This window comes from Streptomyces sp. NBC_00341 (assembly GCF_041435055.1).
In the GTDB taxonomy this organism is placed as follows: Bacteria; Actinomycetota; Actinomycetes; order Streptomycetales; family Streptomycetaceae; genus Streptomyces.
Map to the genome: position 1 here is coordinate 5,392,557 of NZ_CP108002.1, position 20,351 is coordinate 5,412,907.

Annotated in this window: 31 protein-coding genes; 29 read left to right on the forward strand and 2 right to left on the reverse strand. The window is 67.6% G+C overall.

Annotated elements, in window-relative coordinates:
• Positions 1-23: 23 nt before the first annotated feature.
• The gene (locus OG892_RS24335; protein ID WP_371630278.1) at positions 24-2,276 is read right to left on the reverse strand and encodes a poly(A) polymerase; all 2,253 of its coding nucleotides are present in this window, start codon (positions 2,274-2,276) and stop codon (positions 24-26) included.
• A complete protein-coding gene (locus tag OG892_RS24340) occupies positions 2,276-4,015 on the reverse strand; it encodes an RNA ligase family protein (protein WP_371630279.1) in 1,740 nt (579 codons plus the stop codon). The genes OG892_RS24335 and OG892_RS24340 overlap by 1 nt, the downstream gene beginning before the upstream one ends.
• A 507-nt stretch (positions 4,016-4,522) precedes the next feature.
• Here OG892_RS24340 and rpsJ point away from each other — a divergent pair.
• The 29 genes from rpsJ (at position 4,523) to OG892_RS24485 (ending at position 20,176) form a co-directional block, all read left to right on the forward strand.
• A complete protein-coding gene (gene rpsJ, locus OG892_RS24345; RefSeq protein ID WP_003948644.1) occupies positions 4,523-4,831 on the forward strand; it encodes a 30S ribosomal protein S10 in 309 nt (102 codons plus the stop codon).
• A 14-nt stretch (positions 4,832-4,845) separates the two neighbouring features.
• Complete coding sequence (rplC, locus tag OG892_RS24350; RefSeq protein WP_014154591.1) at positions 4,846-5,490, forward strand: 50S ribosomal protein L3; 645 nt, start codon at positions 4,846-4,848, stop codon at positions 5,488-5,490.
• Positions 5,491-5,494: 4 nt separating this feature from the next.
• Positions 5,495-6,148 carry a 50S ribosomal protein L4 gene (gene rplD, locus OG892_RS24355; RefSeq protein ID WP_073732676.1) on the forward strand — a complete coding sequence of 218 codons (654 nt, stop codon included), beginning with the start codon at positions 5,495-5,497 and terminating at the stop codon, positions 6,146-6,148.
• Positions 6,148-6,471, forward strand: a complete 324-nt coding sequence (rplW, locus tag OG892_RS24360) for a 50S ribosomal protein L23 (protein ID WP_014154589.1) — start codon at positions 6,148-6,150, stop codon at positions 6,469-6,471. Before rplD ends, rplW begins: the two co-directional genes overlap by 1 nt.
• A gap of 39 nt (positions 6,472-6,510) precedes the next feature.
• Positions 6,511-7,347: a 50S ribosomal protein L2 gene (gene rplB / locus OG892_RS24365; protein ID WP_024494973.1), complete on the forward strand. Its 837-nt coding sequence runs from the start codon at positions 6,511-6,513 to the stop codon at positions 7,345-7,347.
• Positions 7,348-7,359: 12 nt separating this feature from the next.
• Positions 7,360-7,641, forward strand: a complete 282-nt coding sequence (rpsS, locus tag OG892_RS24370) for a 30S ribosomal protein S19 (protein ID WP_015610726.1) — start codon at positions 7,360-7,362, stop codon at positions 7,639-7,641.
• A 42-nt stretch (positions 7,642-7,683) separates the two neighbouring features.
• Entirely contained in the window at positions 7,684-8,031 is a 348-nt protein-coding gene (rplV, locus tag OG892_RS24375; protein WP_073733141.1) for a 50S ribosomal protein L22, read from the forward strand.
• A complete protein-coding gene (gene rpsC / locus OG892_RS24380; protein WP_024494975.1) occupies positions 8,031-8,870 on the forward strand; it encodes a 30S ribosomal protein S3 in 840 nt (279 codons plus the stop codon). The genes rplV and rpsC overlap by 1 nt, the downstream gene beginning before the upstream one ends.
• Positions 8,871-8,875: 5 nt before the next feature.
• Positions 8,876-9,295 (forward strand): 50S ribosomal protein L16, encoded by a 420-nt coding sequence (rplP, locus tag OG892_RS24385; RefSeq protein WP_003966953.1) that lies wholly within the window; start codon positions 8,876-8,878, stop codon positions 9,293-9,295.
• Positions 9,295-9,519 carry a 50S ribosomal protein L29 gene (gene rpmC, locus OG892_RS24390; protein ID WP_024494976.1) on the forward strand — a complete coding sequence of 75 codons (225 nt, stop codon included), beginning with the start codon at positions 9,295-9,297 and terminating at the stop codon, positions 9,517-9,519. Before rplP ends, rpmC begins: the two co-directional genes overlap by 1 nt.
• Entirely contained in the window at positions 9,519-9,803 is a 285-nt protein-coding gene (gene rpsQ / locus OG892_RS24395; RefSeq protein ID WP_024494977.1) for a 30S ribosomal protein S17, read from the forward strand. Before rpmC ends, rpsQ begins: the two co-directional genes overlap by 1 nt.
• Positions 9,804-9,910: 107 nt before the next feature.
• Positions 9,911-10,279, forward strand: a complete 369-nt coding sequence (gene rplN, locus OG892_RS24400) for a 50S ribosomal protein L14 (RefSeq protein ID WP_003966950.1) — start codon at positions 9,911-9,913, stop codon at positions 10,277-10,279.
• 2 nt (positions 10,280-10,281) lie between these two features.
• Positions 10,282-10,605, forward strand: coding sequence for a 50S ribosomal protein L24 (gene rplX, locus OG892_RS24405; protein WP_018550616.1), 324 nt, complete (start codon positions 10,282-10,284; stop codon positions 10,603-10,605).
• Entirely contained in the window at positions 10,605-11,162 is a 558-nt protein-coding gene (gene rplE / locus OG892_RS24410) for a 50S ribosomal protein L5 (protein ID WP_018550615.1), read from the forward strand. Before rplX ends, rplE begins: the two co-directional genes overlap by 1 nt.
• Positions 11,163-11,164: 2 nt before the next feature.
• On the forward strand, positions 11,165-11,350 hold the full coding sequence (locus OG892_RS24415) for a type Z 30S ribosomal protein S14 (protein ID WP_024491590.1): 186 nt from the start codon (positions 11,165-11,167) through the stop codon (positions 11,348-11,350).
• 224 nt (positions 11,351-11,574) lie between these two features.
• Positions 11,575-11,973 (forward strand): 30S ribosomal protein S8, encoded by a 399-nt coding sequence (gene rpsH / locus OG892_RS24420; RefSeq protein ID WP_024491591.1) that lies wholly within the window; start codon positions 11,575-11,577, stop codon positions 11,971-11,973.
• Positions 11,974-11,994: 21 nt separating this feature from the next.
• The gene (rplF, locus tag OG892_RS24425; RefSeq protein ID WP_024491592.1) at positions 11,995-12,534 is read left to right on the forward strand and encodes a 50S ribosomal protein L6; all 540 of its coding nucleotides are present in this window, start codon (positions 11,995-11,997) and stop codon (positions 12,532-12,534) included.
• A 3-nt stretch (positions 12,535-12,537) separates the two neighbouring features.
• Positions 12,538-12,921 carry a 50S ribosomal protein L18 gene (rplR, locus tag OG892_RS24430; protein WP_024491593.1) on the forward strand — a complete coding sequence of 128 codons (384 nt, stop codon included), beginning with the start codon at positions 12,538-12,540 and terminating at the stop codon, positions 12,919-12,921.
• A 47-nt stretch (positions 12,922-12,968) separates the two neighbouring features.
• Complete coding sequence (rpsE, locus tag OG892_RS24435) at positions 12,969-13,568, forward strand: 30S ribosomal protein S5 (protein ID WP_024491594.1); 600 nt, start codon at positions 12,969-12,971, stop codon at positions 13,566-13,568.
• Complete coding sequence (gene rpmD / locus OG892_RS24440) at positions 13,568-13,750, forward strand: 50S ribosomal protein L30 (protein ID WP_024491595.1); 183 nt, start codon at positions 13,568-13,570, stop codon at positions 13,748-13,750. The genes rpsE and rpmD overlap by 1 nt, the downstream gene beginning before the upstream one ends.
• A 1-nt stretch (position 13,751) precedes the next feature.
• Complete coding sequence (gene rplO, locus OG892_RS24445; protein ID WP_073732675.1) at positions 13,752-14,207, forward strand: 50S ribosomal protein L15; 456 nt, start codon at positions 13,752-13,754, stop codon at positions 14,205-14,207.
• Between the two features lie 224 nt (positions 14,208-14,431).
• Positions 14,432-15,751 carry a preprotein translocase subunit SecY gene (gene secY / locus OG892_RS24450; RefSeq protein ID WP_024491597.1) on the forward strand — a complete coding sequence of 440 codons (1,320 nt, stop codon included), beginning with the start codon at positions 14,432-14,434 and terminating at the stop codon, positions 15,749-15,751.
• On the forward strand, positions 15,751-16,410 hold the full coding sequence (locus OG892_RS24455) for an adenylate kinase (RefSeq protein ID WP_073732674.1): 660 nt from the start codon (positions 15,751-15,753) through the stop codon (positions 16,408-16,410). Before secY ends, OG892_RS24455 begins: the two co-directional genes overlap by 1 nt.
• Positions 16,411-16,528: 118 nt before the next feature.
• A complete protein-coding gene (gene map / locus OG892_RS24460; protein ID WP_073732673.1) occupies positions 16,529-17,365 on the forward strand; it encodes a type I methionyl aminopeptidase in 837 nt (278 codons plus the stop codon).
• Between the two features lie 172 nt (positions 17,366-17,537).
• Complete coding sequence (gene infA / locus OG892_RS24465; protein ID WP_014047798.1) at positions 17,538-17,759, forward strand: translation initiation factor IF-1; 222 nt, start codon at positions 17,538-17,540, stop codon at positions 17,757-17,759.
• A 60-nt stretch (positions 17,760-17,819) separates the two neighbouring features.
• A complete protein-coding gene (gene rpmJ / locus OG892_RS24470; protein ID WP_003956441.1) occupies positions 17,820-17,933 on the forward strand; it encodes a 50S ribosomal protein L36 in 114 nt (37 codons plus the stop codon).
• A 193-nt stretch (positions 17,934-18,126) separates the two neighbouring features.
• A complete protein-coding gene (gene rpsM, locus OG892_RS24475; RefSeq protein ID WP_014047799.1) occupies positions 18,127-18,507 on the forward strand; it encodes a 30S ribosomal protein S13 in 381 nt (126 codons plus the stop codon).
• A gap of 104 nt (positions 18,508-18,611) precedes the next feature.
• Positions 18,612-19,016 carry a 30S ribosomal protein S11 gene (gene rpsK, locus OG892_RS24480; RefSeq protein WP_003956432.1) on the forward strand — a complete coding sequence of 135 codons (405 nt, stop codon included), beginning with the start codon at positions 18,612-18,614 and terminating at the stop codon, positions 19,014-19,016.
• A 137-nt stretch (positions 19,017-19,153) separates the two neighbouring features.
• Positions 19,154-20,176 (forward strand): DNA-directed RNA polymerase subunit alpha, encoded by a 1,023-nt coding sequence (locus OG892_RS24485; protein ID WP_024491600.1) that lies wholly within the window; start codon positions 19,154-19,156, stop codon positions 20,174-20,176.
• Positions 20,177-20,351 lie beyond the last annotated feature (175 nt).

A 20,351-nucleotide genomic window follows, 5' to 3' on the forward strand; every position in this document is an offset into this window, starting at 1 on the left:
CCGGCGCGGGAGCGCAGCCGTTTTCAGGCGGCCCCGTCCGCGAATGCCGCGTCCCCGCTCGATCGCAGCGCGGGCAGCCCCACCGGCGCCAGCGACGCGTCCCGGATTCCGCGCAGCAGCTCCGCCCCGATCTCCGCGAGACGTGGCCCGTCCGGCGGGGTCGCGCCCAGGCCGATCGCGTACCCCGTGCGGCCGTCGGCCGTGACCGGGTGCGGCCAGACGCGGCAGTCGGCGGCGCCCGCCTCGGCGAGGGCGGCGGTCAGGGCGAGGAGCCTGCCGCGCAGTCGGCCCTCTTCCGGGCCGGGGTGTGCGGAGGCGAGGGCCCAGGAGGTGTGGCCGTCCCGCAGCGCGGGCGGGGCGCAGAGAAGGGGACGGGGGTCGTCACCGTCCTCCGCCGACTCCAGGATTTCCCAGGCGCGGTACAGCTCGGCGGCGAGGAGATCGCGGCCGGCAGCCGAGACCTGCGTGGTGCAGGAACGTACCGGAGCGGTGGGGGTCAGCACCGTGACCGGGTCGCCGGTCGCCGCAGCCCCGCCCACCGGCTCGTCCCAGTCCCACGCCGCCCAGGTCGCGAAGAAGCGCCGGAGCAGTACGAGGGGCGGCAGGTCGCCCGACTCGTGCGCGGTACGGGCGGCGAGGACGGCCCAGGCCAGGCCTGGCAGCCCGCCGCAGGGTGCGGAGTCCAGGCCCCGGGCCCGCGCCCAGGCCTTGGCGTCCCGGGCGAGGGACGCGAAGGCCGCCCCGTGGGGTTCCGCCGCCGCGAGTACCGCCGCCGCGTCGCTCACCGCGCTCAGCGCGGTCGCCGCCGCCTCGCCCAGTTCTGCGCGGTGGGCGACCGCGTCGGCCGGGGAGAGCGACCCCGTCGCCACCGTGACCAGGTCGATGCTCAGCCCGTCCAGGCGGAGGCGCAGGCCGGGCACCCGGGCGCCCGTCACCTCGCGCACGTCCCGGGCCTCGGGGAGCGTGGCGGCCAGCCGTTGCCGCAGCTCCGCCGGACCGGGTGCGCCGGGCAGCGCGGCCACCAGGTCCAGGTCCGCGTCCGGCAGCGCGCAGCCCATGCGCCGGGAGCCGACGACGTGGACCCGGGCGCCTGGGAGGGCGGCGGCGACCCGTTCCGCGAGTCCGTCGGTTGCCGCTGGTACCGGCGGGCCCAGCTCCACCCGTACCCCGTAGTGGTCGGAGATGTAGAGACCCTCCGGGCCCGGGGCGTCGCCGGTCAGCTCCGCCGTCCGCGCCCGCAGCCGGTCCGTGCGCAGCAGCACCCGGTCCAGCCGGGAGGCGCGGCCGGAGAGGGAGGAGACGGCCGCCAGGGGGTTCGCGGACGGGTCGAAGGTCGGGGTCGCGTCGGCGGGGCCGTGGACCTGGTGCCACGCGTCCGTCATCGCCAGCCGGGTCTGCGGGCGGTCGCCGCCGTCGTTGAAGTCCCCTACGAGCAGCACCTCGCCCTCGACACCGGCCAACCCCGTTGCCAGATCGGCCAGTTCGCTGTCGCGGCGGGCCGCACCTGCGGGGGAGTGGTCGCTGCTGAGGTGAGTCACGGCCACCGTGACCGGGCAGCCGTCGGCCGTCTCCACCACGGCTGCCGCCACCGCCTTGTGCGGGCCGAGGACGTGCAGCCCCGCCTCGCGTACGGGGAGCCGGCTGAGCAGCAGCAGACCGCAGTCCGCCACGTCCCGGCCCGCCGGTTCCGTGGCGAGCGTGTATCCGTCGCGCACCCAGCCGCTCCCCAGCAGCAGATCCAGCAGCGCGGGCTCCGCCTCCTGGAGCGCGATGACGTCCGCGTCCGCCGCGTGCAGTGCGTCGAGCAGCAGGGGGCGGCGGCGGGCCGTGTCGATCCGGTCGGCGTCGTACCGGTCCCAGAGGGTGTTCCAGGTCAGCACGGTCACGGAACCGGCATCGGCCCGGCTCGCCTGCCCGGCCGGTGCCGGTTCCCAGGTCTCTGTAGAAGGTGTCGGTTCCCAGCTGCCAGTAGAAGGGGAGTACACGTGCGGGGTGCGGGACGTGAAGTAAGGGGACGGGAGCCTGCGCGGCGTGCGTATCCGGCCCGCGTCCGTCGCGTCGATCCGGTCGGTGCCCGTGGACCGGTCCCACACCACCTCGCCGTCGGCCTCGAAGAACAGCACCCGGTGCCAGGGGATGTCCCCGCCCGGGGTGAACCGTTCCAGCGGCACCCGCTTGGGGTCCCGGCCGCGCTGGGCGACGCCCAGGACGAAGCGGGCCGGGTCGAACCGGGGGTCCCAGCGGACCCGGTGGTAGATGTCCTCGCTCGTGCGCATCAGGCCCGGTCCTCCACGGTTGTGCTGCTGCCGATGTACCAGGTGCGGTGCGCCTGGCCCGGGTACGGGGGGACGAACCGGCGCAGCTGGGAGGCCAGTACCTCCGGGGGCACCGGGTGGGTGCGGCGGGCGTTGCGCGCGGTCAGTTCGTCCTCGCCGGTCCAGGCCACGGTGTGGGTGAGCAGCGCGTCCCGGCGGTCGGCGACCGCGTGCACCGGGTTGCGCTGGTGCGGGTTGAGCGAGGTGGCGTCCCAGACCACGGTGGCGCCGGGGACCAGGGCCGCGTCCAGCCGCCGCAGCCCCTCGCGCAGGACGTCCGCGTTGGCGCTCTGGTCGGCGCGCGAGCCACGGGCGAGGCGCAGGTCGTCGAGGGATATATAGGTGTCGGTGCCCGGCAGGGCGCGGCCGAAGGTGCTCTTGCCGCTGCCCGACGGGCCGACCAGGTGGATCAGGCGGGGGAAGTTCCCGTCCCGCCACCGCCAGGTCGCGGCCACCGCCTCCTCCGCGGTGCTGATCCGGCCCAGCGCGTACGCCTGACGGGCCTGCGCCAGGCAGCGGTCCGCGGCGGCCGGCTCCAGCTCCGCGAACGCCTCCCGGAGCCCGGCCGGCTCGCCCACCTCCTCGGCGTGCAGTCGCGACCACTCCACCTGCTCGCGGGCCTCCGGGCTCGCGGCCAGGGCGCCGGCCACCGCGTGCAGCACCGGCAGCCGGGCGGCGCGCGACATCCGCGCCAGTCCGCCGCGCCGCTCCTCGTCCGGGTACGGGCGGTGCAGCGAGGGGGCCAGCCCCACCAGGTCCGCGACGCGGCGGGCGAGCGGCATGCCGAGCGGGCCGGCCAGCGCGGGGGCCAGCGCCGCGCGCCGGGTGCGGTGCAGCAGGGCGGCCAGCACCCCGGACAGCCGGTCGTCGCCGGTGAGGCCCATCGTGTCCAGGGCGTCGGCCGCCGCGAGGGCGGCGGGTGCGTCACCGGCCCCGGCCGAAGCGGCGGCGGACGCGTCTGCCGGTGCGTGGCCCGGTCCGTCGGTGCCCGGTCCGGTGCCGACGGCGACGCCGAGCGCCACCGGGTCGACCGGGGCGCCCGAGCGCACGTCCCAGAGCGCGGCGGACGGGCCCAGCGCGTTCTCCACCACCGCCGCGTGCATCCAGTGCGTGTCCGTGACGACGTGGCCCGGCCGCACCCACTTGGCCACCCGCCGCCCGAACTCGGCGGCCGGAAAGCTCCCGGCGGGGCGGACGACGTAACCCTCCTGGCGTCCGGTGTCCAGGCGCAGCGCGCGCAGCGTCCGTTCCGCGCGGGCGTCGAACACCCCGCGCCACAGCACCGGCGGGGCCGGGATGCCGAGCCCGTGCAGGAACGCCACGGTCCGGTCCCACCCCAGGCAGGTGTCCCCGTCCCAGACGGAGAAGCCGTAGAAGTGGCCCGCCAGGTCGTCGTACGGGATGGAGTGCCGGGCGAACACGTTCTCGCCGCAGATCCGCCATCCCGCCGGGATGCGGGGGCCGACGCGGCCCTGGAGCGCCTTGACCCGGGCCCGGGAGGGGTGGTGCGCCGAGTCGAGCGAGCGGGCGTGCAGCCCGTCGGCGTAGAGCGTGGTGTTCTCGCCGTCCATCTTCTCGGTGACCACGACCTCGGAGCCGGTGAGTCCGGCGAGGTCCGTGCGGCCGGTGAGCCGTACGTCGTCCGAGGTGGCCCCCGGTGACCAGGGCAGATGCGGTGTCCTCGGATAGTGCGTGCGCATGGATTCCCGCCCCCGGTGACGTGCCTGGCCCGGCCGGTCACTGTAGGGGTGGGGGACCGCGGCGCTCGACCGAATTACCCCGTCGGGGGAGGGGAACGGGGGTGGTGGAGGCGTGCCCGCGTTTGACCATTCATCCCCGGGGGGTAAGATCCCCGGCCGATTGGCCAGGCTCACACCCCGTATGGCACACTGACCAGGTTGCTCGGTTGAGTGTCAATGCTGCGCGCCTCCCGCCGGGAGGACCGGAAGCGAGTCCCACAGTACTCGTCGGCCCCATGGGCCGGACGTACGGGAATCTTTCGGGAAGCGTATGTGTGCCACCGGCCAGGCACCCGGTGGGGTTCCTCCCCCGGCATCCGCGGTCTCAGGCCCGCACCCCCTTGGTTGGGATCTTCTTCGGGAGATTTTCGTAGAGGGGATGCGACACGCCCGACCGCGTGGGTCGGAGGCGGAGTATTCAGAACCCCGGGTTCCAGAGCGTTACGAGAGACAGGACTACTAGTAGCCATGGCGGGACAGAAGATCCGCATCCGGCTCAAGGCCTACGACCACGAGGTCATCGACTCCTCGGCGAAGAAGATCGTCGAGACGGTGACCCGCACTGGTGCGTCGGTCGCAGGCCCGGTGCCGCTGCCCACTGAGAAGAACGTGTACTGCGTCATCAAGTCGCCGCACAAGTACAAGGACTCGCGCGAGCACTTCGAGATGCGCACGCACAAGCGCCTCATCGACATTCTCGACCCCACGCCGAAGACGGTTGACTCGCTGATGCGCCTCGACCTGCCGGCGGGCGTCGACATCGAGATCAAGCTCTGAGGGGACGGGCCGAGATGAGCAAGAACATCAAGGGCGTCCTGGGCGAGAAGCTCGGCATGACCCAGGTCTGGGACGAGAACAACCGGGTTGTCCCGGTGACCGTCGTCAAGGCCGGTCCGTGCGTCGTGACGCAGGTCCGTACGAACGACAGCGACGGCTACGAGTCGGTCCAGATCGCCTTCGGCGAGATTGACCCGCGCAAGGTGAACAAGCCCCTCAAGGGTCACTTCGCCAAGGCCGACGTCACCCCGCGCCGCCACCTGGTGGAGCTCCGCACCCCTGACGCCAGCGAGTACACGCTGGGCCAGGAGGTCACTGCCGAGGTGTTCGAGTCCGGCGTCAAGGTTGACGTCACGGGCAAGAGCAAGGGCAAGGGCTTCGCCGGTGTCATGAAGCGTCACAACTTCAAGGGCCTCGGCGCCGGCCACGGCGTCCAGCGCAAGCACCGTTCCCCCGGTTCGATCGGTGGCTGTGCCACCCCTGGGCGTGTCTTCAAGGGCATGCGCATGGCCGGTCGGATGGGTAACGAGCGCGTCACCACCCAGAACCTGACCATCCACGCGGTTGACGCGGAGAAGGGTCTGCTGCTCATCAAGGGCGCGGTCCCCGGTCCGAACGGCGGCCTCGTCCTGGTCCGTACCGCGGCCAAGGGGGCTTGAGGTAATGAGCACCATTGACATCCTTTCGCCGGCAGGCGACAAGGCCGGTACCGTCGAGCTCCCCGCGGAGATCTTCGACGCGAAGACCAGCGTTCCGCTGATCCACCAGGTCGTTGTCGCACAGCTGGCAGCTGCCCGTCAGGGCACGCACAAGACCAAGCGTCGTGGCGAGGTCCGCGGTGGTGGGCGCAAGCCTTACCGCCAGAAGGGCACCGGCCGCGCGCGCCAGGGTTCGACCCGCGCACCGCAGTTCGTCGGCGGTGGCGTCGTCCACGGCCCGCAGCCGCGTGACTACTCGCAGCGCACCCCGAAGAAGATGAAGGCCGCCGCCCTGCGCGGTGCCCTCTCCGACCGGGCGCGCCACTCCCGCATCCACGTCGTCACCGGCGTGGTCGAGGGTGCCGCAGTCTCCACGAAGGCAGCGAAGTCGCTGTTCGGCAAGATCTCGGAGCGCAAGAACGTGCTCCTGGTCGTCGACCGCAACGACGAGGCCGCGTGGCTCTCCGCACGCAACCTGCCCCAGGTGCACATCCTGGACCCGGGCCAGCTGAACACGTACGACGTGATCGTCTCTGACGACGTGGTCTTCACTCAGGCCGCTTTCGAGTCCTTCGTGTCTGGCCCCCAGACCGCTGAGACCGAAGGGAGCGACGCCTGATGAGCGAGGCGACCGTTACCAGCAAGACCTACTCCGACCCGCGCGACGTTCTCGTCAAGCCGGTTGTTTCGGAGAAGAGCTACGCGCTGCTCGACGAGAACAAGTACACGTTCATCGTCGCGCCCGGCTCCAACAAGACCCAGATCAAGCAGGCCGTCGAAGCGGTCTTCTCGGTCAAGGTCACCGGGGTCAACACGATCAACCGTCAGGGTAAGCGCAAGCGCACCAAGACCGGTTTCGGCAAGCGCGCAGACACCAAGCGCGCCATCGTGACCCTCGCTGAGGGCGACCGAATCGACATCTTCGGCGGCCCGACCTCCTAACGGAGGTCGAGTCGTCCGGAATCGGACGAGGACTGAGAAATGGGTATCCGCAAGTACAAGCCGACGACCCCGGGCCGTCGTGGCTCCAGCGTCGCCGACTTTGTCGAGATCACGCGGTCCACGCCGGAGAAGTCGCTGGTCCGCCCCCTGCACAGCAAGGGCGGCCGTAACAACACCGGTCGTGTGACCGTTCGCCACCAGGGTGGTGGCCACAAGCGCGCCTACCGCGTGATCGACTTCCGTCGTCACGACAAGGACGGCGTGCCGGCCAAGGTCGCGCACATCGAGTACGACCCGAACCGCACCGCGCGCATCGCGCTCCTGCACTACGCCGACGGCGAGAAGCGCTACATCATCGCGCCGCGCGGCCTGGGACAGGGCGACCGTGTCGAGAACGGCCCGGCCGCCGACATCAAGCCCGGTAACAACCTGGCGCTGCGCAACATCCCGGTCGGTACGACCATCCACGCCATCGAGCTGCGGCCCGGCGGCGGCGCGAAGTTCGCCCGTTCCGCGGGTGCCTCCGTGCAGCTGCTGGCGAAGGAGGGCACCATGGCCCACCTTCGTATGCCGTCGGGTGAGATCCGCCTGGTCGACGCCCGCTGCCGCGCCACGATCGGTGAGGTCGGCAACGCCGAGCAGTCGAACATCAACTGGGGCAAGGCCGGTCGCATGCGCTGGAAGGGCGTTCGCCCGTCCGTCCGCGGTGTTGCGATGAACCCGGTCGACCACCCGCACGGTGGTGGTGAAGGCAAGACCTCCGGTGGACGTCACCCGGTCTCGCCGTGGGGTCAGAAGGAGGGTCGTACTCGCTCGCCGAAGAAGGCATCGAGCAAGTACATCGTCCGCCGCCGCAAGACGAACAAGAAGCGCTAGGAGCGGGTTTAGATGCCGCGCAGTCTCAAGAAGGGGCCCTTCGTCGACGGCCACCTCGTCAAGAAGGTGGACGTACAGAACGAAGCCGGCACCAAGAACGTCATCAAGACCTGGTCCCGTCGCTCGATGATCATCCCGGCCATGCTGGGTCACACCATCGCGGTGCACAACGGCAAGATCCACGTCCCGGTGTTCGTCACCGAGTCGATGGTCGGCCACAAGCTCGGCGAGTTCTCGCCGACTCGCACCTTCCGCGGCCACGTCAAGGACGACCGGAAGTCGAAGCGCCGCTAGCGCGGGGTGGAAACGACTATGACTCACACCGAAGGGACAACCATGGAAGCCAGGGCCCAGGCGCGGTACATCCGCGTCACGCCCATGAAGGCCCGCCGAGTGGTGGACCTCATCCGTGGCATGGATGCCACGGAGGCTCAGGCGGTCCTGCGTTTCGCCCCGCAGGCCGCGAGCGTGCCGGTTGGCAAGGTGCTTGACAGCGCCATCGCCAACGCTGCACACAACTACGACCACCCCGACGCTTCTTCGCTGGTCATCAGCGAGGCGTTTGTGGACGAGGGTCCGACCCTGAAGCGGTTCCGTCCGCGTGCTCAGGGCCGTGCCTACCGGATCCGTAAGCGGACCAGCCACATCACCGTGGTCGTCAGCAGCAAGGAAGGAACCCGGTAATGGGCCAGAAGGTTAACCCGCATGGGTTCCGGCTCGGCATTACCACGGACTTCAAGTCCCGTTGGTACGCCGACAAGCTGTACAAGGACTACGTCAAGGAAGACGTCGCCATTCGTCGCATGATGACGAAGGGCATGGAGCGGGCCGGCATCTCGAAGGTCGAGATCGAGCGCACCCGCGACCGCGTCCGCGTTGACATCCACACCGCCCGCCCGGGCATCGTCATCGGCCGCCGCGGCGCCGAGGCCGACCGCATCCGTGGCGAGCTGGAGAAGCTGACCGGCAAGCAGGTCCAGCTGAACATCCTCGAGGTCAAGAACCCCGAGGTGGACGCTCAGCTGGTGGCCCAGGCCGTCGCCGAGCAGCTCTCCTCCCGCGTCTCCTTCCGTCGTGCCATGCGCAAGAGCATGCAGAGCACGATGAAGGCCGGCGCCAAGGGCATCAAGATCCAGTGCGGCGGTCGTCTCGGCGGCGCCGAGATGTCCCGCTCGGAGTTCTACCGCGAGGGCCGCGTGCCCCTGCACACCCTCCGTGCGAACGTCGACTACGGCTTCTTCGAGGCCAAGACGACCTTCGGCCGCATCGGCGTGAAGGTCTGGATCTACAAGGGCGACGTCAAGAACATCGCCGAGGTCCGCGCCGAGAACGCTGCTGCCCGTGCGGGCAACCGCCCGGCCCGTGGCGGCGCTGACCGTCCGGCCGGCCGCGGTGGCCGCGGTGGCGGCGAGCGTGGCGGTCGCGGCCGCAAGCCGCAGCAGTCGGCTCCGGCCGCCGAGGCCCCCAAGGCCGAGGCGCCCGCCGCTGCTCCGGCGGCTGAGAGCACCGGAACGGAGGCCTGACCGAAATGCTGATCCCCCGTAGGGTCAAGCACCGCAAGCAGCACCACCCGAAGCGCAGCGGTATGTCCAAGGGTGGCACGCAGGTTGCGTTCGGCGAGTACGGCATCCAGGCGCTGACCCCGGCGTACGTGACGAACCGTCAGATCGAGTCCGCTCGTATCGCGATGACCCGTCACATCAAGCGTGGCGGCAAGGTCTGGATCAACATCTACCCGGACCGCCCCCTGACGAAGAAGCCTGCCGAGACCCGCATGGGTTCCGGTAAGGGTTCTCCCGAGTGGTGGATCGCGAACGTCAAGCCGGGCCGGGTGATGTTCGAGCTGTCCTACCCGAACGAGAAGATTGCTCGTGAGGCGCTCACCCGCGCTGCTCACAAGCTTCCGATGAAGTGCCGGATTGTTCGGCGCGAGGCAGGTGAGTCGTGATGTCGGCCGGTACCAAGACGTCCGAGCTGCGCGAGCTGGGCAACGAGGAGCTCCTCAACAAGCTCCGCGAGGCCAAGGAAGAGCTGTTCAACCTCCGCTTCCAGGCGGCGACCGGACAGCTCGAAAACCACGGCCGGCTCAAGTCCGTCCGTAAGGACATCGCCCGGATCTACACCCTGATGCGTGAGCGCGAGCTCGGCATCGAGACGGTGGAGAGCGTCTGATGAGCGAGAAGACTGTGACTGAGACGAACACTGACCGCGGTTTCCGTAAGACCCGTGAGGGTCTCGTCGTCAGCGACAAGATGGACAAGACCGTCGTCGTCGCTGTCGAGGACCGCGTCAAGCACGCGCTGTACGGCAAGGTCATCCGCCGTACGAACAAGCTCAAGGCTCACGACGAGCAGAACGCCGCCGGCGTCGGCGACCGTGTCATCCTCATGGAGACCCGGCCGCTGTCCGCCACGAAGCGGTGGCGCGTCGTCGAGATCCTCGAGAAGGCCAAGTAATTCCTGAGAGGCATTCCTCTCAGGCAGGTTCCGCCAGGCTCGGTGGGGGTTCGCTCCGGTAACGGAGCGGCCCCCGCCGGGAACCGGCAGACGATCAGGAGATAGACGTGATCCAGCAGGAGTCGCGACTGCGCGTCGCCGACAACACGGGTGCGAAGGAAATTCTCACCATCCGTGTTCTCGGTGGCTCGGGTCGCCGCTACGCGGGCATCGGTGACGTCATCGTCGCCACCGTCAAGGACGCGATCCCCGGTGGCAACGTGAAGAAGGGTGACGTCGTCAAGGCCGTCATCGTTCGCACCGTCAAGGAGCGTCGTCGTCAGGATGGCTCGTACATCCGCTTCGACGAGAACGCCGCCGTCATTCTGAAGAACGACGGCGACCCCCGCGGCACCCGTATCTTCGGCCCGGTGGGCCGTGAGCTGCGCGAGAAGAAGTTCATGAAGATCATCTCGCTCGCGCCGGAGGTGCTGTAAGCATGAAGATCAAGAAGGGCGACCTGGTTCAGGTCATCACCGGTAAGGACAAGGGCAAGCAGGGCAAGGTCATCGTTGCCTACCCTGCTCAGGACCGCGTCCTCGTCGAGGGTGTCAACCGGGTCAAGAAGCACACGAAGGCCGGTCAGACCGCTCGCGGTTCGCAGACCGGTGGCATTGTGACGACCGAGGCCCCCGTCCACGTCAGCAACGTGCAGCTGGTTGTTGAGAAGGACGGCAACAAGGTCGTTACTCGCGTCGGCTACCGCTTTGACGACGAGGGCAACAAGATCCGCGTTGCCAAGCGCACCGGTGAGGACATCTGATGACTACCACCACAGCGCCGCGTCTCAAGACGCGCTACCGCGAGGAAATCGCCGGCAAGCTGCGTGAGGAGTTCTCCTACGAGAACGTCATGCAGATCCCCGGTCTGGTCAAGATCGTGGTCAACATGGGTGTGGGCGACGCCGCCCGCGACTCCAAGCTGATCGATGGCGCCGTGCGCGACCTCACCACGATCACCGGCCAGAAGCCCGCCGTCACCAAGGCCCGCAAGTCGATCGCGCAGTTCAAGCTGCGCGAGGGGCAGCCGATCGGCTGCCACGTCACCCTCCGCGGTGACCGCATGTGGGAGTTCCTGGACCGTACGCTGTCGCTCGCGCTTCCGCGTATCCGTGACTTCCGTGGCCTGTCGCCGAAGCAGTTCGACGGCCGTGGCAACTACACCTTCGGTCTCACGGAGCAGGTCATGTTCCACGAGATCGACCAGGACAAGATCGACCGGGTCCGGGGCATGGACATCACCGTGGTCACCACGGCGACCAATGACGACGAGGGTCGTGCCCTCCTTCGTCACCTCGGCTTCCCGTTCAAGGAGAACTGACCGTGGCGAAGAAGTCCCTGATCGCTAAGGCCGCCCGCAAGCCGAAGTTCGGCGTCCGCGGGTACACCCGCTGCCAGCGCTGCGGCCGGCCCCACTCCGTCTACCGCAAGTTCGGCCTGTGCCGCGTGTGCCTTCGTGAGATGGCTCACCGTGGCGAGCTGCCGGGCGTGACCAAGAGCTCCTGGTAATCCTCCTTCGCCCTCTGGGCGTTGGGATTATCCGGAAGCTCTCGGTAAGTATCTGGTCGGCAGGAGCCCGGCCCCACATGCCGTAGGCTTGTGTGGTTGGGCGCCTGCCGCCCTAGACCGACTTACTACGCCGTAGGTCCCCGCACCGCACCCGTCCCGCCACTGAGTGGGGAGAGGGATGGCGCATACAGGAAACCCCGGCGAGAGAGGCCGAAGGCCAACTCATGACCATGACTGATCCCATCGCAGACATGCTCACGCGTCTGCGTAACGCGAACTCGGCGTATCACGACGACGTCAAGATGCCGCACAGCAAGATCAAGTCGCACATCGCGGAGATCCTCCAGCAGGAGGGCTTCATCACCGGCTGGAAGGTCGAGGACGCCGAGGTCGGCAAGAGCCTCGTTCTCGACCTGAAGTTCGGTCCGAACCGCGAGCGTTCGATCGCCGGCATCAAGCGTATTTCGAAGCCGGGTCTGCGTGTATACGCAAAGTCCACCAATCTGCCGAAGGTTCTGGGCGGCCTGGGCGTGGCGATCATCTCCACGTCCCACGGTCTCCTGACCGGCCAGCAGGCCAGCAAGAAGGGCGTAGGTGGGGAAGTCCTCGCCTACGTCTGGTAGTCGGGAACGGAGGAAAAGCTCATGTCGCGAATCGGCAAGCTCCCCATCCAGGTTCCCGCCGGTGTGGACGTCACCATCGATGGCCGCACGGTTGCGGTGAAGGGCCCCAAGGGTTCCCTCTCGCACACCGTCGCCGCGCCGATCGAGGTCACCAAGGGTGAGGACGGCGTTCTGAACGTCGTCCGCCCGAACGACGAGCGTCAGAACAAGGCCCTTCACGGCCTGTCCCGCACGCTGGTGGCGAACATGATCACCGGTGTGACCCAGGGATACATCAAGGCGCTCGAGATCAGCGGTGTCGGTTACCGCGTCCAGGCGAAGGGCTCCAACCTGGAGTTCGCCCTGGGCTACAGCCACCCGATCCTCATCGAGGCCCCCGAAGGCATCACCTTCAAGGTCGAGTCGCCCACGAAGTTCAGTGTCGAGGGCATCGACAAGCAGAAGGTCGGCGAGGTTTCGGCGAAGATCCGCAAGCTGCGGAAGCCTGACCCGTACAAGGCCAAGGGCGTCAAGTACGCCGGCGAGGTTATCCGCCGCAAGGTCGGAAAGGCGGGTAAGTAAGCCATGGCATACGGTGTAAAGATCGCCAAGGGCGACGCCTACAAGCGTGCCGCCCTCAAGCGTCGCCACATCCGCGTCCGGAAGCACATCTCCGGTTCGCCCGAGCGTCCGCGCTTGGTTGTGACGCGTTCGAACCGCCACATGGTCGCTCAGGTCATCGACGACATCGCGGGCCACACGCTCGCGTCGGCGTCGACGCTCGACGCTTCCATCCGCGGCGTCGAGGGTGACAAGAGTGCCCTCGCCAAGCAGGTCGGGGCCCTGGTCGCCGAGCGCGCCAAGGCCGCAGGCGTCGAGGCCGTCGTGTTTGACCGCGGTGGCAACCAGTACGCCGGGCGGATTGCCGCTCTGGCTGACGCCGCCCGTGAAGCCGGGCTGAAGTTCTAAGCCCCGGTTCCTACGCACAGCGGACGTAACAGAGAGAGGTAATTCCAATGGCTGGACCCCAGCGCCGCGGAAGCGGTGCCGGTGGCGGCGAGCGGCGGGACCGGAAGGGCCGTGACGGCGCCAGCGCCGCCGAGAAGACCGCGTACGTCGAGCGTGTCGTCGCGATCAACCGTGTCGCCAAGGTCGTGAAGGGTGGTCGTCGCTTCAGCTTCACCGCGCTGGTCGTGGTGGGCGACGGTGACGGCAGCGTCGGTGTCGGATACGGCAAGGCCAAGGAAGTTCCCGCGGCCATCGCCAAGGGCGTTGAAGAGGCCAAGAAGAGCTTCTTCAAGGTTCCGCGTATCCAGGGCACCATCCCGCACCCGATCCAGGGCGAGAAGGCCGCGGGCGTTGTCCTGCTCAAGCCTGCTTCCCCCGGTACCGGTGTGATCGCGGGTGGCCCCGTGCGCGCCGTGCTCGAGTGCGCCGGCGTTCACGACATCCTGTCGAAGTCGCTCGGTTCTTCGAACCCGATCAACATCGTGCACGCGACGGTGGCGGCCCTCCAGGGTCTGCAGCGTCCCGAGGAGATCGCGGCCCGCCGCGGTCTGCCCCTCGAGGACGTGGCCCCGGCCGCTCTGCTCCGTGCCCGAGCGGCGGGTGTGTGATGGCTCGCCTCAAGATCACGCAGACGAAGTCGTACATCGGCAGCAAGCAGAACCACCGCGACACCCTTCGTTCGCTCGGGCTCAAGCGCCTGCACGACGTGGTTGTCAAGGAGGACCGCCCCGAGTTCCGCGGAATGGCTAACACCGTCCGCCACCTCGTGACGGTTGAGGAGGTCGACTGACATGGCGGAGAACCAGCCGCTGAAGGCCCACGACCTCCGGCCTGCCCCGGGCGCCAAGACCGCCAAGACCCGTGTGGGTCGAGGCGAGGCGTCCAAGGGTAAGACCGCCGGACGTGGCACCAAGGGCACCAAGGCCCGCTACCAGGTTCCGGAGCGCTTCGAGGGCGGGCAGATGCCCCTCCACATGCGTCTCCCGAAGCTCAAGGGCTTCAAGAACCCGTTCCGCACCGAGTACCAGGTCGTGAACCTGGACAAGCTCGCGACGCTCTACCCCGAGGGTGGAGAGGTCACGGTGGCCGGTCTGGTCGCCAAGGGCGCGGTGCGCAACAACCACCTCGTCAAGGTCCTCGGACAGGGCGAGATCTCCGTGGCGCTGCAGGTTTCGGTTGACGCCGTCTCCGGCTCCGCCAAGGAGAAGATCGCCGCCGCGGGCGGCACCGTCACCGAGCTGGTCTGAGACAACTCGGACACATAGGTGGCCTGAACATCCGACCGGGGATGCCTCTCATATGGGGCATCCCCGGTTGGTCGTTCCTAGGGGGGCATGTACGCCGGTAAGGTGGCGTCCGTTGCTGTGGTAAGCCCTGGACGCATGTCGTTCGGGGACCTTTGACTGTTACGTATTCGTCAATCCTCAAGACCGTCACCTCTACGCATTGCGCGGGGGTCGCAGGAGGCACCGTGCTCACCGCGTTCGCCCGGGCGTTCAAGACGCCCGACCTGCGCAAGAAGCTGTTCTTCACGCTCGGCATCATCGTGCTCTACCGGCTCGGGGCGCATATCCCGGTCCCGGGGGTGAGTTACGAGAACGTCCAGACCTGTGTTGATCAGGCAAGCAAGGGCAATAACAGCCTCTTCGGCCTGGTGAACATGTTCAGCGGTGGTGCACTGCTGCAGATCACGATCTTCGCGCTCGGCATCATGCCGTACATCACGGCCAGCATCATTCTTCAGCTGCTGACCGTGGTGATTCCCCGACTAGAGGCGCTCAAGAAGGAGGGGCAGTCCGGCCAGGCCAAGATCACGCAGTACACGCGTTATCTGACGGTCGCGCTCGCCATCCTCCAGGGCACCGGCCTGGTGGCCACCGCACGCAGCGGCGCGCTGTTCAGCGGCTGCCCGGTCGCCGACCAGATCGTCCCGAACCAGTCGCTGTTCACGACCATCACGATGGTCATCACGATGACCGCCGGCACGGCCGCCGTCATGTGGCTCGGTGAGCTGATCACCGACCGCGGCATCGGCAACGGCATGTCGATCCTGATGTTCATCTCGATCGCCGCCAGCTTCCCCGGCGCACTGTGGGCCATCAAGACGAGCGGCAAGCTCGCGGACGGCTGGATCGAGTTCGGCACCGTCATCCTGATCGGCTTCGTGATGGTGGCCCTCGTGGTCTTCGTCGAGCAGGCCCAGCGCCGCATTCCGGTTCAGTACGCGAAGCGCATGATCGGCCGCAGGTCCTACGGTGGTACGTCCACCTACATCCCGCTGAAGGTGAACCAGGCGGGTGTGATTCCCGTCATCTTCGCTTCTTCGCTGCTCTACATCCCGGCCCTGATCGTCCAGTTCTCCAACTCCCAAGCGGCTTGGGCGACCTGGATCAAGGACCACTTCGTCAAGGGCGACCACCCGTACTACATCACCGCGTACTTCCTGTTGATCGTCTTCTTCGCCTTCTTCTATGTGGCGATTTCGTTCAACCCCGAGGAAGTCGCGGACAACATGAAGAAGTATGGTGGCTTCATCCCGGGTATCCGGGCTGGTCGACCTACTGCCGAGTACCTGAGCTACGTGCTCAACAGGATCACTTGGCCGGGCTCGCTGTACCTGGGTCTGATCGCTCTGGTGCCAACGATGGCGTTGGCAGGCTTCGGTGGCGCTAACCAGAACTTCCCGTTCGGCGGGACGAGCATCCTCATCATCGTGGGTGTGGGTCTGGAAACCGTGAAGCAGATTGAGAGTCAGCTCCAGCAGCGCAATTACGAAGGGTTCCTCCGCTGATGCGAATCGTCCTCGTCGGCCCGCCGGGTGCCGGCAAGGGAACGCAGGCTGCGTACCTTGCCAAGAACCTGTCGATTCCGCACATCTCCACGGGCGACCTCTTCCGCGCCAACATCAGCCAGGGCACTGACCTTGGCAAGCAGGCCCGCGCCTACATGGACGCGGGACAGCTGGTGCCGGACGAGGTCACGATCGGGATGGCCAAGGACCGGATGTCCCAGTCGGACGCGGTCAACGGCTTCCTGCTCGACGGCTTCCCGCGCAATGTGGGCCAGGCCGAGGCCCTTGATGTGATGCTCAAGGACGAGGGCGTAAAGCTGGACGCGGTTCTCGATCTCGAAGTCCCCGAGGACGAGGTCGTGAAGCGGATCGCGGGCCGTCGCATCTGCCGCAACGAGAGCGCGCACGTGTTCCACGTGACGTACAACCCGCCGAAGACCGAGGGTGTCTGCGACACCTGCGGCGGCGAGCTGTACCAGCGCGACGACGACAGCGAAGAGACGGTCCGCACCCGGCTGGAGGTCTACCACACGCAGACCGAGCCGATCATCGACTACTACAGGGCTCAGGACCTGGTGGTCACCATCTCCGCGCTCGGCAAGGTCACCGACGTGACCGAGCGGGCCATGGAGGCGCTGAAGAAGTCCGACGAGGGCTGACAGCGAACCCGTCAGTACCAGTCATTCGGCCGCGGCGTCCATGGGCGCCGCGGCCGAATGCGTGCGGCCGTATCGTTGAGCAGGCCGCCCCGTCCCGTATCCAGAAAGGCGCCGCGCAATGGTGCAGATCAAGACCCCCGAGCAGATCGCGAAGATGCGTGAGGCGGGGCTGGTGGTCGCTGCCATTCACGCGGCCACCCGAGAGGCCGCCGTTCCCGGTGCCAGCACGCTGGACCTGGACCAGGTCGCCCGCAAGGTGATCGACGAGCACGGTGCGAAGTCGAACTTCCTCGGTTACGGCGGATTCCCCGCGACGATCTGCACCTCGGTCAACGAGGTCGTCGTCCACGGCATCCCGGACGAGAAGACCGTCCTCAAGGACGGCGACATCATCTCCATCGACGCCGGCGCGATCATCGACGGCTGGCACGGCGACGCCGCGTACACGGCCTTCGTCGGCACCGGTCACGCCCCGGAGCTCATCGAGCTGTCCCGGGTGACCGAGGAGTCGATGTGGGCCGGCATCGCCGCGATGAAGGTGAACAACCGCCTGGTCGACATCTCGAAGGCGATCGAGTCCTACATCCGCCGCCAGCCCCGCCCGTCGACCGGCAAGTACGGGATCGTCGAGGACTACGGCGGCCACGGCATCGGCACCGAGATGCACATGGACCCGCACCTGCTGAACTACGTCGCCCGCAAGCGCGGCAAGGGCATCAAGCTGGTCCCCGGTGTCTGCCTGGCCATCGAACCCATGGTCTCCCTCGGCACGGCCCGCACCGAGGTGCTGGAGGACGAGTGGACCGTCATCACCCCCGACGGCAGCTGGTCCTCCCACTGGGAGCACTCCATCGCCCTCACGGAGCAGGGCCCGCTGGTGCTCACCGCTCCGGACTGCGGCCGCGAGAAGCTCGCGCAGTACGGCATTGAGGCGGCGCCCGACCCTCTGGGGTGATTGAGGCCCACCAGGAGGTCTAAGGATCTCCGGGGCGGGGCAAACTTGACGGATTCGTCTTTTGGAGTCCGCTGACGTAGACTGACTCGTCGGCTCTCGTGCATCAGTGTGCCCGTATGTATGCACACGAAGGTACGGAGCCGATCAAGGTAGCCGATTCGAAAGGCGAAGCGTGGCCAAGAAGCAAGGTGCCATCGAAATTGAGGGCACCGTGATCGAGTCTCTCCCGAACGCCATGTTCAGGGTGGAGCTCCAGAACGGTCACAAGGTCCTCGCGCACATCAGCGGGAAGATGCGGATGCACTACATCCGAATCCTTCCCGATGACCGGGTCGTCGTGGAGCTCTCCCCGTACGACCTGACGCGTGGCCGGATCGTCTACCGCTACAAGTAGATCTTGCCCACATTCCGCTTCGGCGGGGTGCTGGCACTGACCCGGAGAACCTGACATCCCATGAAGGTCAAGCCGAGCGTCAAGAAGATCTGCGACAAGTGCAAGGTGATCCGCCGTCACGGTCGGGTCATGGTCATCTGCGACAACCTGCGCCACAAGCAGCGCCAGGGCTGACGCACGACCCCCTGCATCTCGCAGACTTCGCGCGACGCACGTAAACGTACATACGCAGTGCCCGTCCAAGCCACGGCTGACGACACCTCCGGCGGGGGCCGGAGACCCGGGCGTACCACCGGCTCCGAGCGAGCGGTCGGCGGTCGGGAGCGGCACTGCGGAAGACCCCCGAAATAACAACTGGAGCCATTGAATGGCACGCGTTTCAGGTGTTGACATCCCGCGCGAAAAGCGCGTGGAGGTTGCCCTCACCTACGTCTTCGGTATCGGGCGCACCCGGTCCAAGGAGATCCTCGCCACCACCGGCGTGAACCCCAACACCCGCGTTCGTGACCTGGCCGAGGAAGACCTGGTCAAGATCCGCGAGTACGTGGACGCCAACCTCCGCACCGAGGGTGACCTCCGCCGCGAGATCCAGGGCGACATCCGCCGCAAGATCGAGATCGGCTGCTACCAGGGCATTCGTCACCGCCGTGGTCTGCCGGTTCACGGTCAGCGCACCAGCACGAACGCGCGTACCCGCAAGGGCCCGCGTCGCGCGATCGCCGGTAAGAAGAAGCCGGGCAAGAAGTAGTCCTCAGCGGACGCACTGCGAACGTCCGGTTCCCGGGCATCCGCAGCATCCAGCGGTCTTCGCTGTAGGACCGATCACCTCCCCTCTCCATCTGGAGTAAAGACATGCCCCCCAAGGGTCGTCAGGGCGCAGCCAAGAAGGTGCGTCGCAAGGAAAAGAAGAACGTCGCTCACGGCCACGCGCACATCAAGAGCACGTTCAACAACACCATCGTCTCGATCACGGACCCCTCGGGCAACGTGATCTCCTGGGCCTCCGCCGGCCACGTCGGCTTCAAGGGCTCGCGCAAGTCCACCCCCTTCGCCGCGCAGATGGCCGCCGAGTCGGCCGCCCGCCGCGCGCAGGAGCACGGCATGCGCAAGGTTGACGTCTTCGTGAAGGGTCCGGGCTCCGGCCGCGAGACCGCGATCCGCTCCCTCCAGGCCACGGGCCTCGAGGTCGGTTCGATCCAGGACGTCACCCCGACGCCGCACAACGGCTGCCGTCCGCCGAAGCGTCGCCGCGTCTGATCCGTCACGGCCGGTGACGGCCGTGCGTCAGTAGCGTGGGTACGGGCGGTATGCCCCCTACGGGGGTGTGCCGCCCGTATCCTTGTTTCATCTGTCGGGCGTCAAATAGTGGTCGCCCACGACTGAAGGATTCACACATGCTTATCGCTCAGCGTCCGTCGCTGACCGAAGAGGTCGTTGACGAGTTCCGCTCGCGGTTCGTCATCGAGCCCCTGGAGCCGGGTTTCGGCTACACGCTCGGTAACTCTCTTCGCCGTACGCTCCTCTCCTCGATCCCGGGCGCCGCTGTCACCAGCATCCGGATCGACGGCGTTCTGCACGAGTTCACCACCGTGCCGGGTGTCAAGGAGGACGTCACCGACCTCATCCTCAACATCAAGCAGCTGGTCGTCTCCTCCGAGCACGACGAGCCGGTCGTGATGTACCTGCGCAAGCAGGGCCCCGGCCTGGTCACCGCTGCCGACATCGCCCCGCCGGCCGGTGTCGAGGTCCACAACCCGGACCTCGTCATGGCCACCCTGAACGGCAAGGGCAAGCTGGAGATGGAGCTGACCGTCGAGCGCGGTCGCGGCTACGTCTCCGCCGTCCAGAACAAGCAGGTGGGCCAGGAGATCGGCCGGATTCCGGTCGACTCCATCTACTCGCCGGTGCTCAAGGTCACGTACAAGGTCGAGGCGACCCGTGTCGAGCAGCGCACCGACTTCGACAAGCTGATCGTCGACGTCGAGACCAAGCAGGCCATGCGTCCCCGTGACGCCATGGCGTCGGCCGGTAAGACCCTGGTCGAGCTGTTCGGTCTGGCGCGCGAGCTCAACATCGACGCCGAGGGCATCGACATGGGCCCGTCCCCGACGGACGCCGCGCTCGCCGCCGATCTGGCGCTGCCGATCGAGGAGCTGGAGCTCACGGTCCGCTCGTACAACTGCCTCAAGCGCGAGGGCATCCACTCGGTGGGCGAGCTCGTGGCCCGCTCCGAGGCGGACCTGCTCGACATCCGCAACTTCGGTGCGAAGTCGATCGACGAGGTCAAGGCGAAGCTGGCCGGTATGGGCCTGGCGCTGAAGGACTCGCCTCCCGGCTTCGACCCGACCGCCGCTGCCGACGCGTTCGGTGCGGACGACGACGCGGATGCCGGTTTCGTGGAGACCGAGCAGTACTGAGTCGCCTCCGGCTGGGGTGCCCGGTATTGCTGGGTGCCCCGGACCGGGCGAGGGCTTTGTCCTCAAGCGCCGGACGGGCTTGAATGTTCGGCTCGTAAGACTTCCGTGTGGCGACCGCCGCGCGGGAACTGACACCGGTACCTGATACGGCCGGTGCAGCACACAAGGAGAAATA

What these genes read in the sequence shown, in the direction of transcription:
- rpsJ (WP_003948644.1), top strand. Translation starts at nt 4,523, where the DNA reads ATGGCGGGACAGAAGATCCGCATCCGGCTCAAGGCCTACGACCACGAG.
- rplO (WP_073732675.1), top strand. Translation starts at nt 13,752, where the DNA reads ATGGCGGAGAACCAGCCGCTGAAGGCCCACGACCTCCGGCCTGCCCCG.
- rplD (WP_073732676.1), top strand. Translation starts at nt 5,495, where the DNA reads ATGAGCACCATTGACATCCTTTCGCCGGCAGGCGACAAGGCCGGTACC.
- OG892_RS24340 (WP_371630279.1), bottom strand. Translation starts at nt 4,015, where the DNA reads ATGCGCACGCACTATCCGAGGACACCGCATCTGCCCTGGTCACCGGGG.
- rplV (WP_073733141.1), top strand. Translation starts at nt 7,684, where the DNA reads ATGGAAGCCAGGGCCCAGGCGCGGTACATCCGCGTCACGCCCATGAAG.
- rplE (WP_018550615.1), top strand. Translation starts at nt 10,605, where the DNA reads ATGACTACCACCACAGCGCCGCGTCTCAAGACGCGCTACCGCGAGGAA.
- rpsQ (WP_024494977.1), top strand. Translation starts at nt 9,519, where the DNA reads ATGAGCGAGAAGACTGTGACTGAGACGAACACTGACCGCGGTTTCCGT.
- rpsC (WP_024494975.1), top strand. Translation starts at nt 8,031, where the DNA reads ATGGGCCAGAAGGTTAACCCGCATGGGTTCCGGCTCGGCATTACCACG.
- rpsH (WP_024491591.1), top strand. Translation starts at nt 11,575, where the DNA reads ATGACCATGACTGATCCCATCGCAGACATGCTCACGCGTCTGCGTAAC.
- rpsS (WP_015610726.1), top strand. Translation starts at nt 7,360, where the DNA reads ATGCCGCGCAGTCTCAAGAAGGGGCCCTTCGTCGACGGCCACCTCGTC.
- rplC (WP_014154591.1), top strand. Translation starts at nt 4,846, where the DNA reads ATGAGCAAGAACATCAAGGGCGTCCTGGGCGAGAAGCTCGGCATGACC.
- rplB (WP_024494973.1), top strand. Translation starts at nt 6,511, where the DNA reads ATGGGTATCCGCAAGTACAAGCCGACGACCCCGGGCCGTCGTGGCTCC.
- rpsM (WP_014047799.1), top strand. Translation starts at nt 18,127, where the DNA reads ATGGCACGCGTTTCAGGTGTTGACATCCCGCGCGAAAAGCGCGTGGAG.
- rplW (WP_014154589.1), top strand. Translation starts at nt 6,148, where the DNA reads ATGAGCGAGGCGACCGTTACCAGCAAGACCTACTCCGACCCGCGCGAC.
- OG892_RS24455 (WP_073732674.1), top strand. Translation starts at nt 15,751, where the DNA reads ATGCGAATCGTCCTCGTCGGCCCGCCGGGTGCCGGCAAGGGAACGCAG.
- map (WP_073732673.1), top strand. Translation starts at nt 16,529, where the DNA reads ATGGTGCAGATCAAGACCCCCGAGCAGATCGCGAAGATGCGTGAGGCG.
- rpsK (WP_003956432.1), top strand. Translation starts at nt 18,612, where the DNA reads ATGCCCCCCAAGGGTCGTCAGGGCGCAGCCAAGAAGGTGCGTCGCAAG.
- rplP (WP_003966953.1), top strand. Translation starts at nt 8,876, where the DNA reads ATGCTGATCCCCCGTAGGGTCAAGCACCGCAAGCAGCACCACCCGAAG.
- rplF (WP_024491592.1), top strand. Translation starts at nt 11,995, where the DNA reads ATGTCGCGAATCGGCAAGCTCCCCATCCAGGTTCCCGCCGGTGTGGAC.
- rpmD (WP_024491595.1), top strand. Translation starts at nt 13,568, where the DNA reads ATGGCTCGCCTCAAGATCACGCAGACGAAGTCGTACATCGGCAGCAAG.
- rpsE (WP_024491594.1), top strand. Translation starts at nt 12,969, where the DNA reads ATGGCTGGACCCCAGCGCCGCGGAAGCGGTGCCGGTGGCGGCGAGCGG.
- rplR (WP_024491593.1), top strand. Translation starts at nt 12,538, where the DNA reads ATGGCATACGGTGTAAAGATCGCCAAGGGCGACGCCTACAAGCGTGCC.
- rplX (WP_018550616.1), top strand. Translation starts at nt 10,282, where the DNA reads ATGAAGATCAAGAAGGGCGACCTGGTTCAGGTCATCACCGGTAAGGAC.
- OG892_RS24485 (WP_024491600.1), top strand. Translation starts at nt 19,154, where the DNA reads ATGCTTATCGCTCAGCGTCCGTCGCTGACCGAAGAGGTCGTTGACGAG.
- rpmJ (WP_003956441.1), top strand. Translation starts at nt 17,820, where the DNA reads ATGAAGGTCAAGCCGAGCGTCAAGAAGATCTGCGACAAGTGCAAGGTG.
- OG892_RS24335 (WP_371630278.1), bottom strand. Translation starts at nt 2,276, where the DNA reads ATGCGCACGAGCGAGGACATCTACCACCGGGTCCGCTGGGACCCCCGG.
- rpmC (WP_024494976.1), top strand. Translation starts at nt 9,295, where the DNA reads ATGTCGGCCGGTACCAAGACGTCCGAGCTGCGCGAGCTGGGCAACGAG.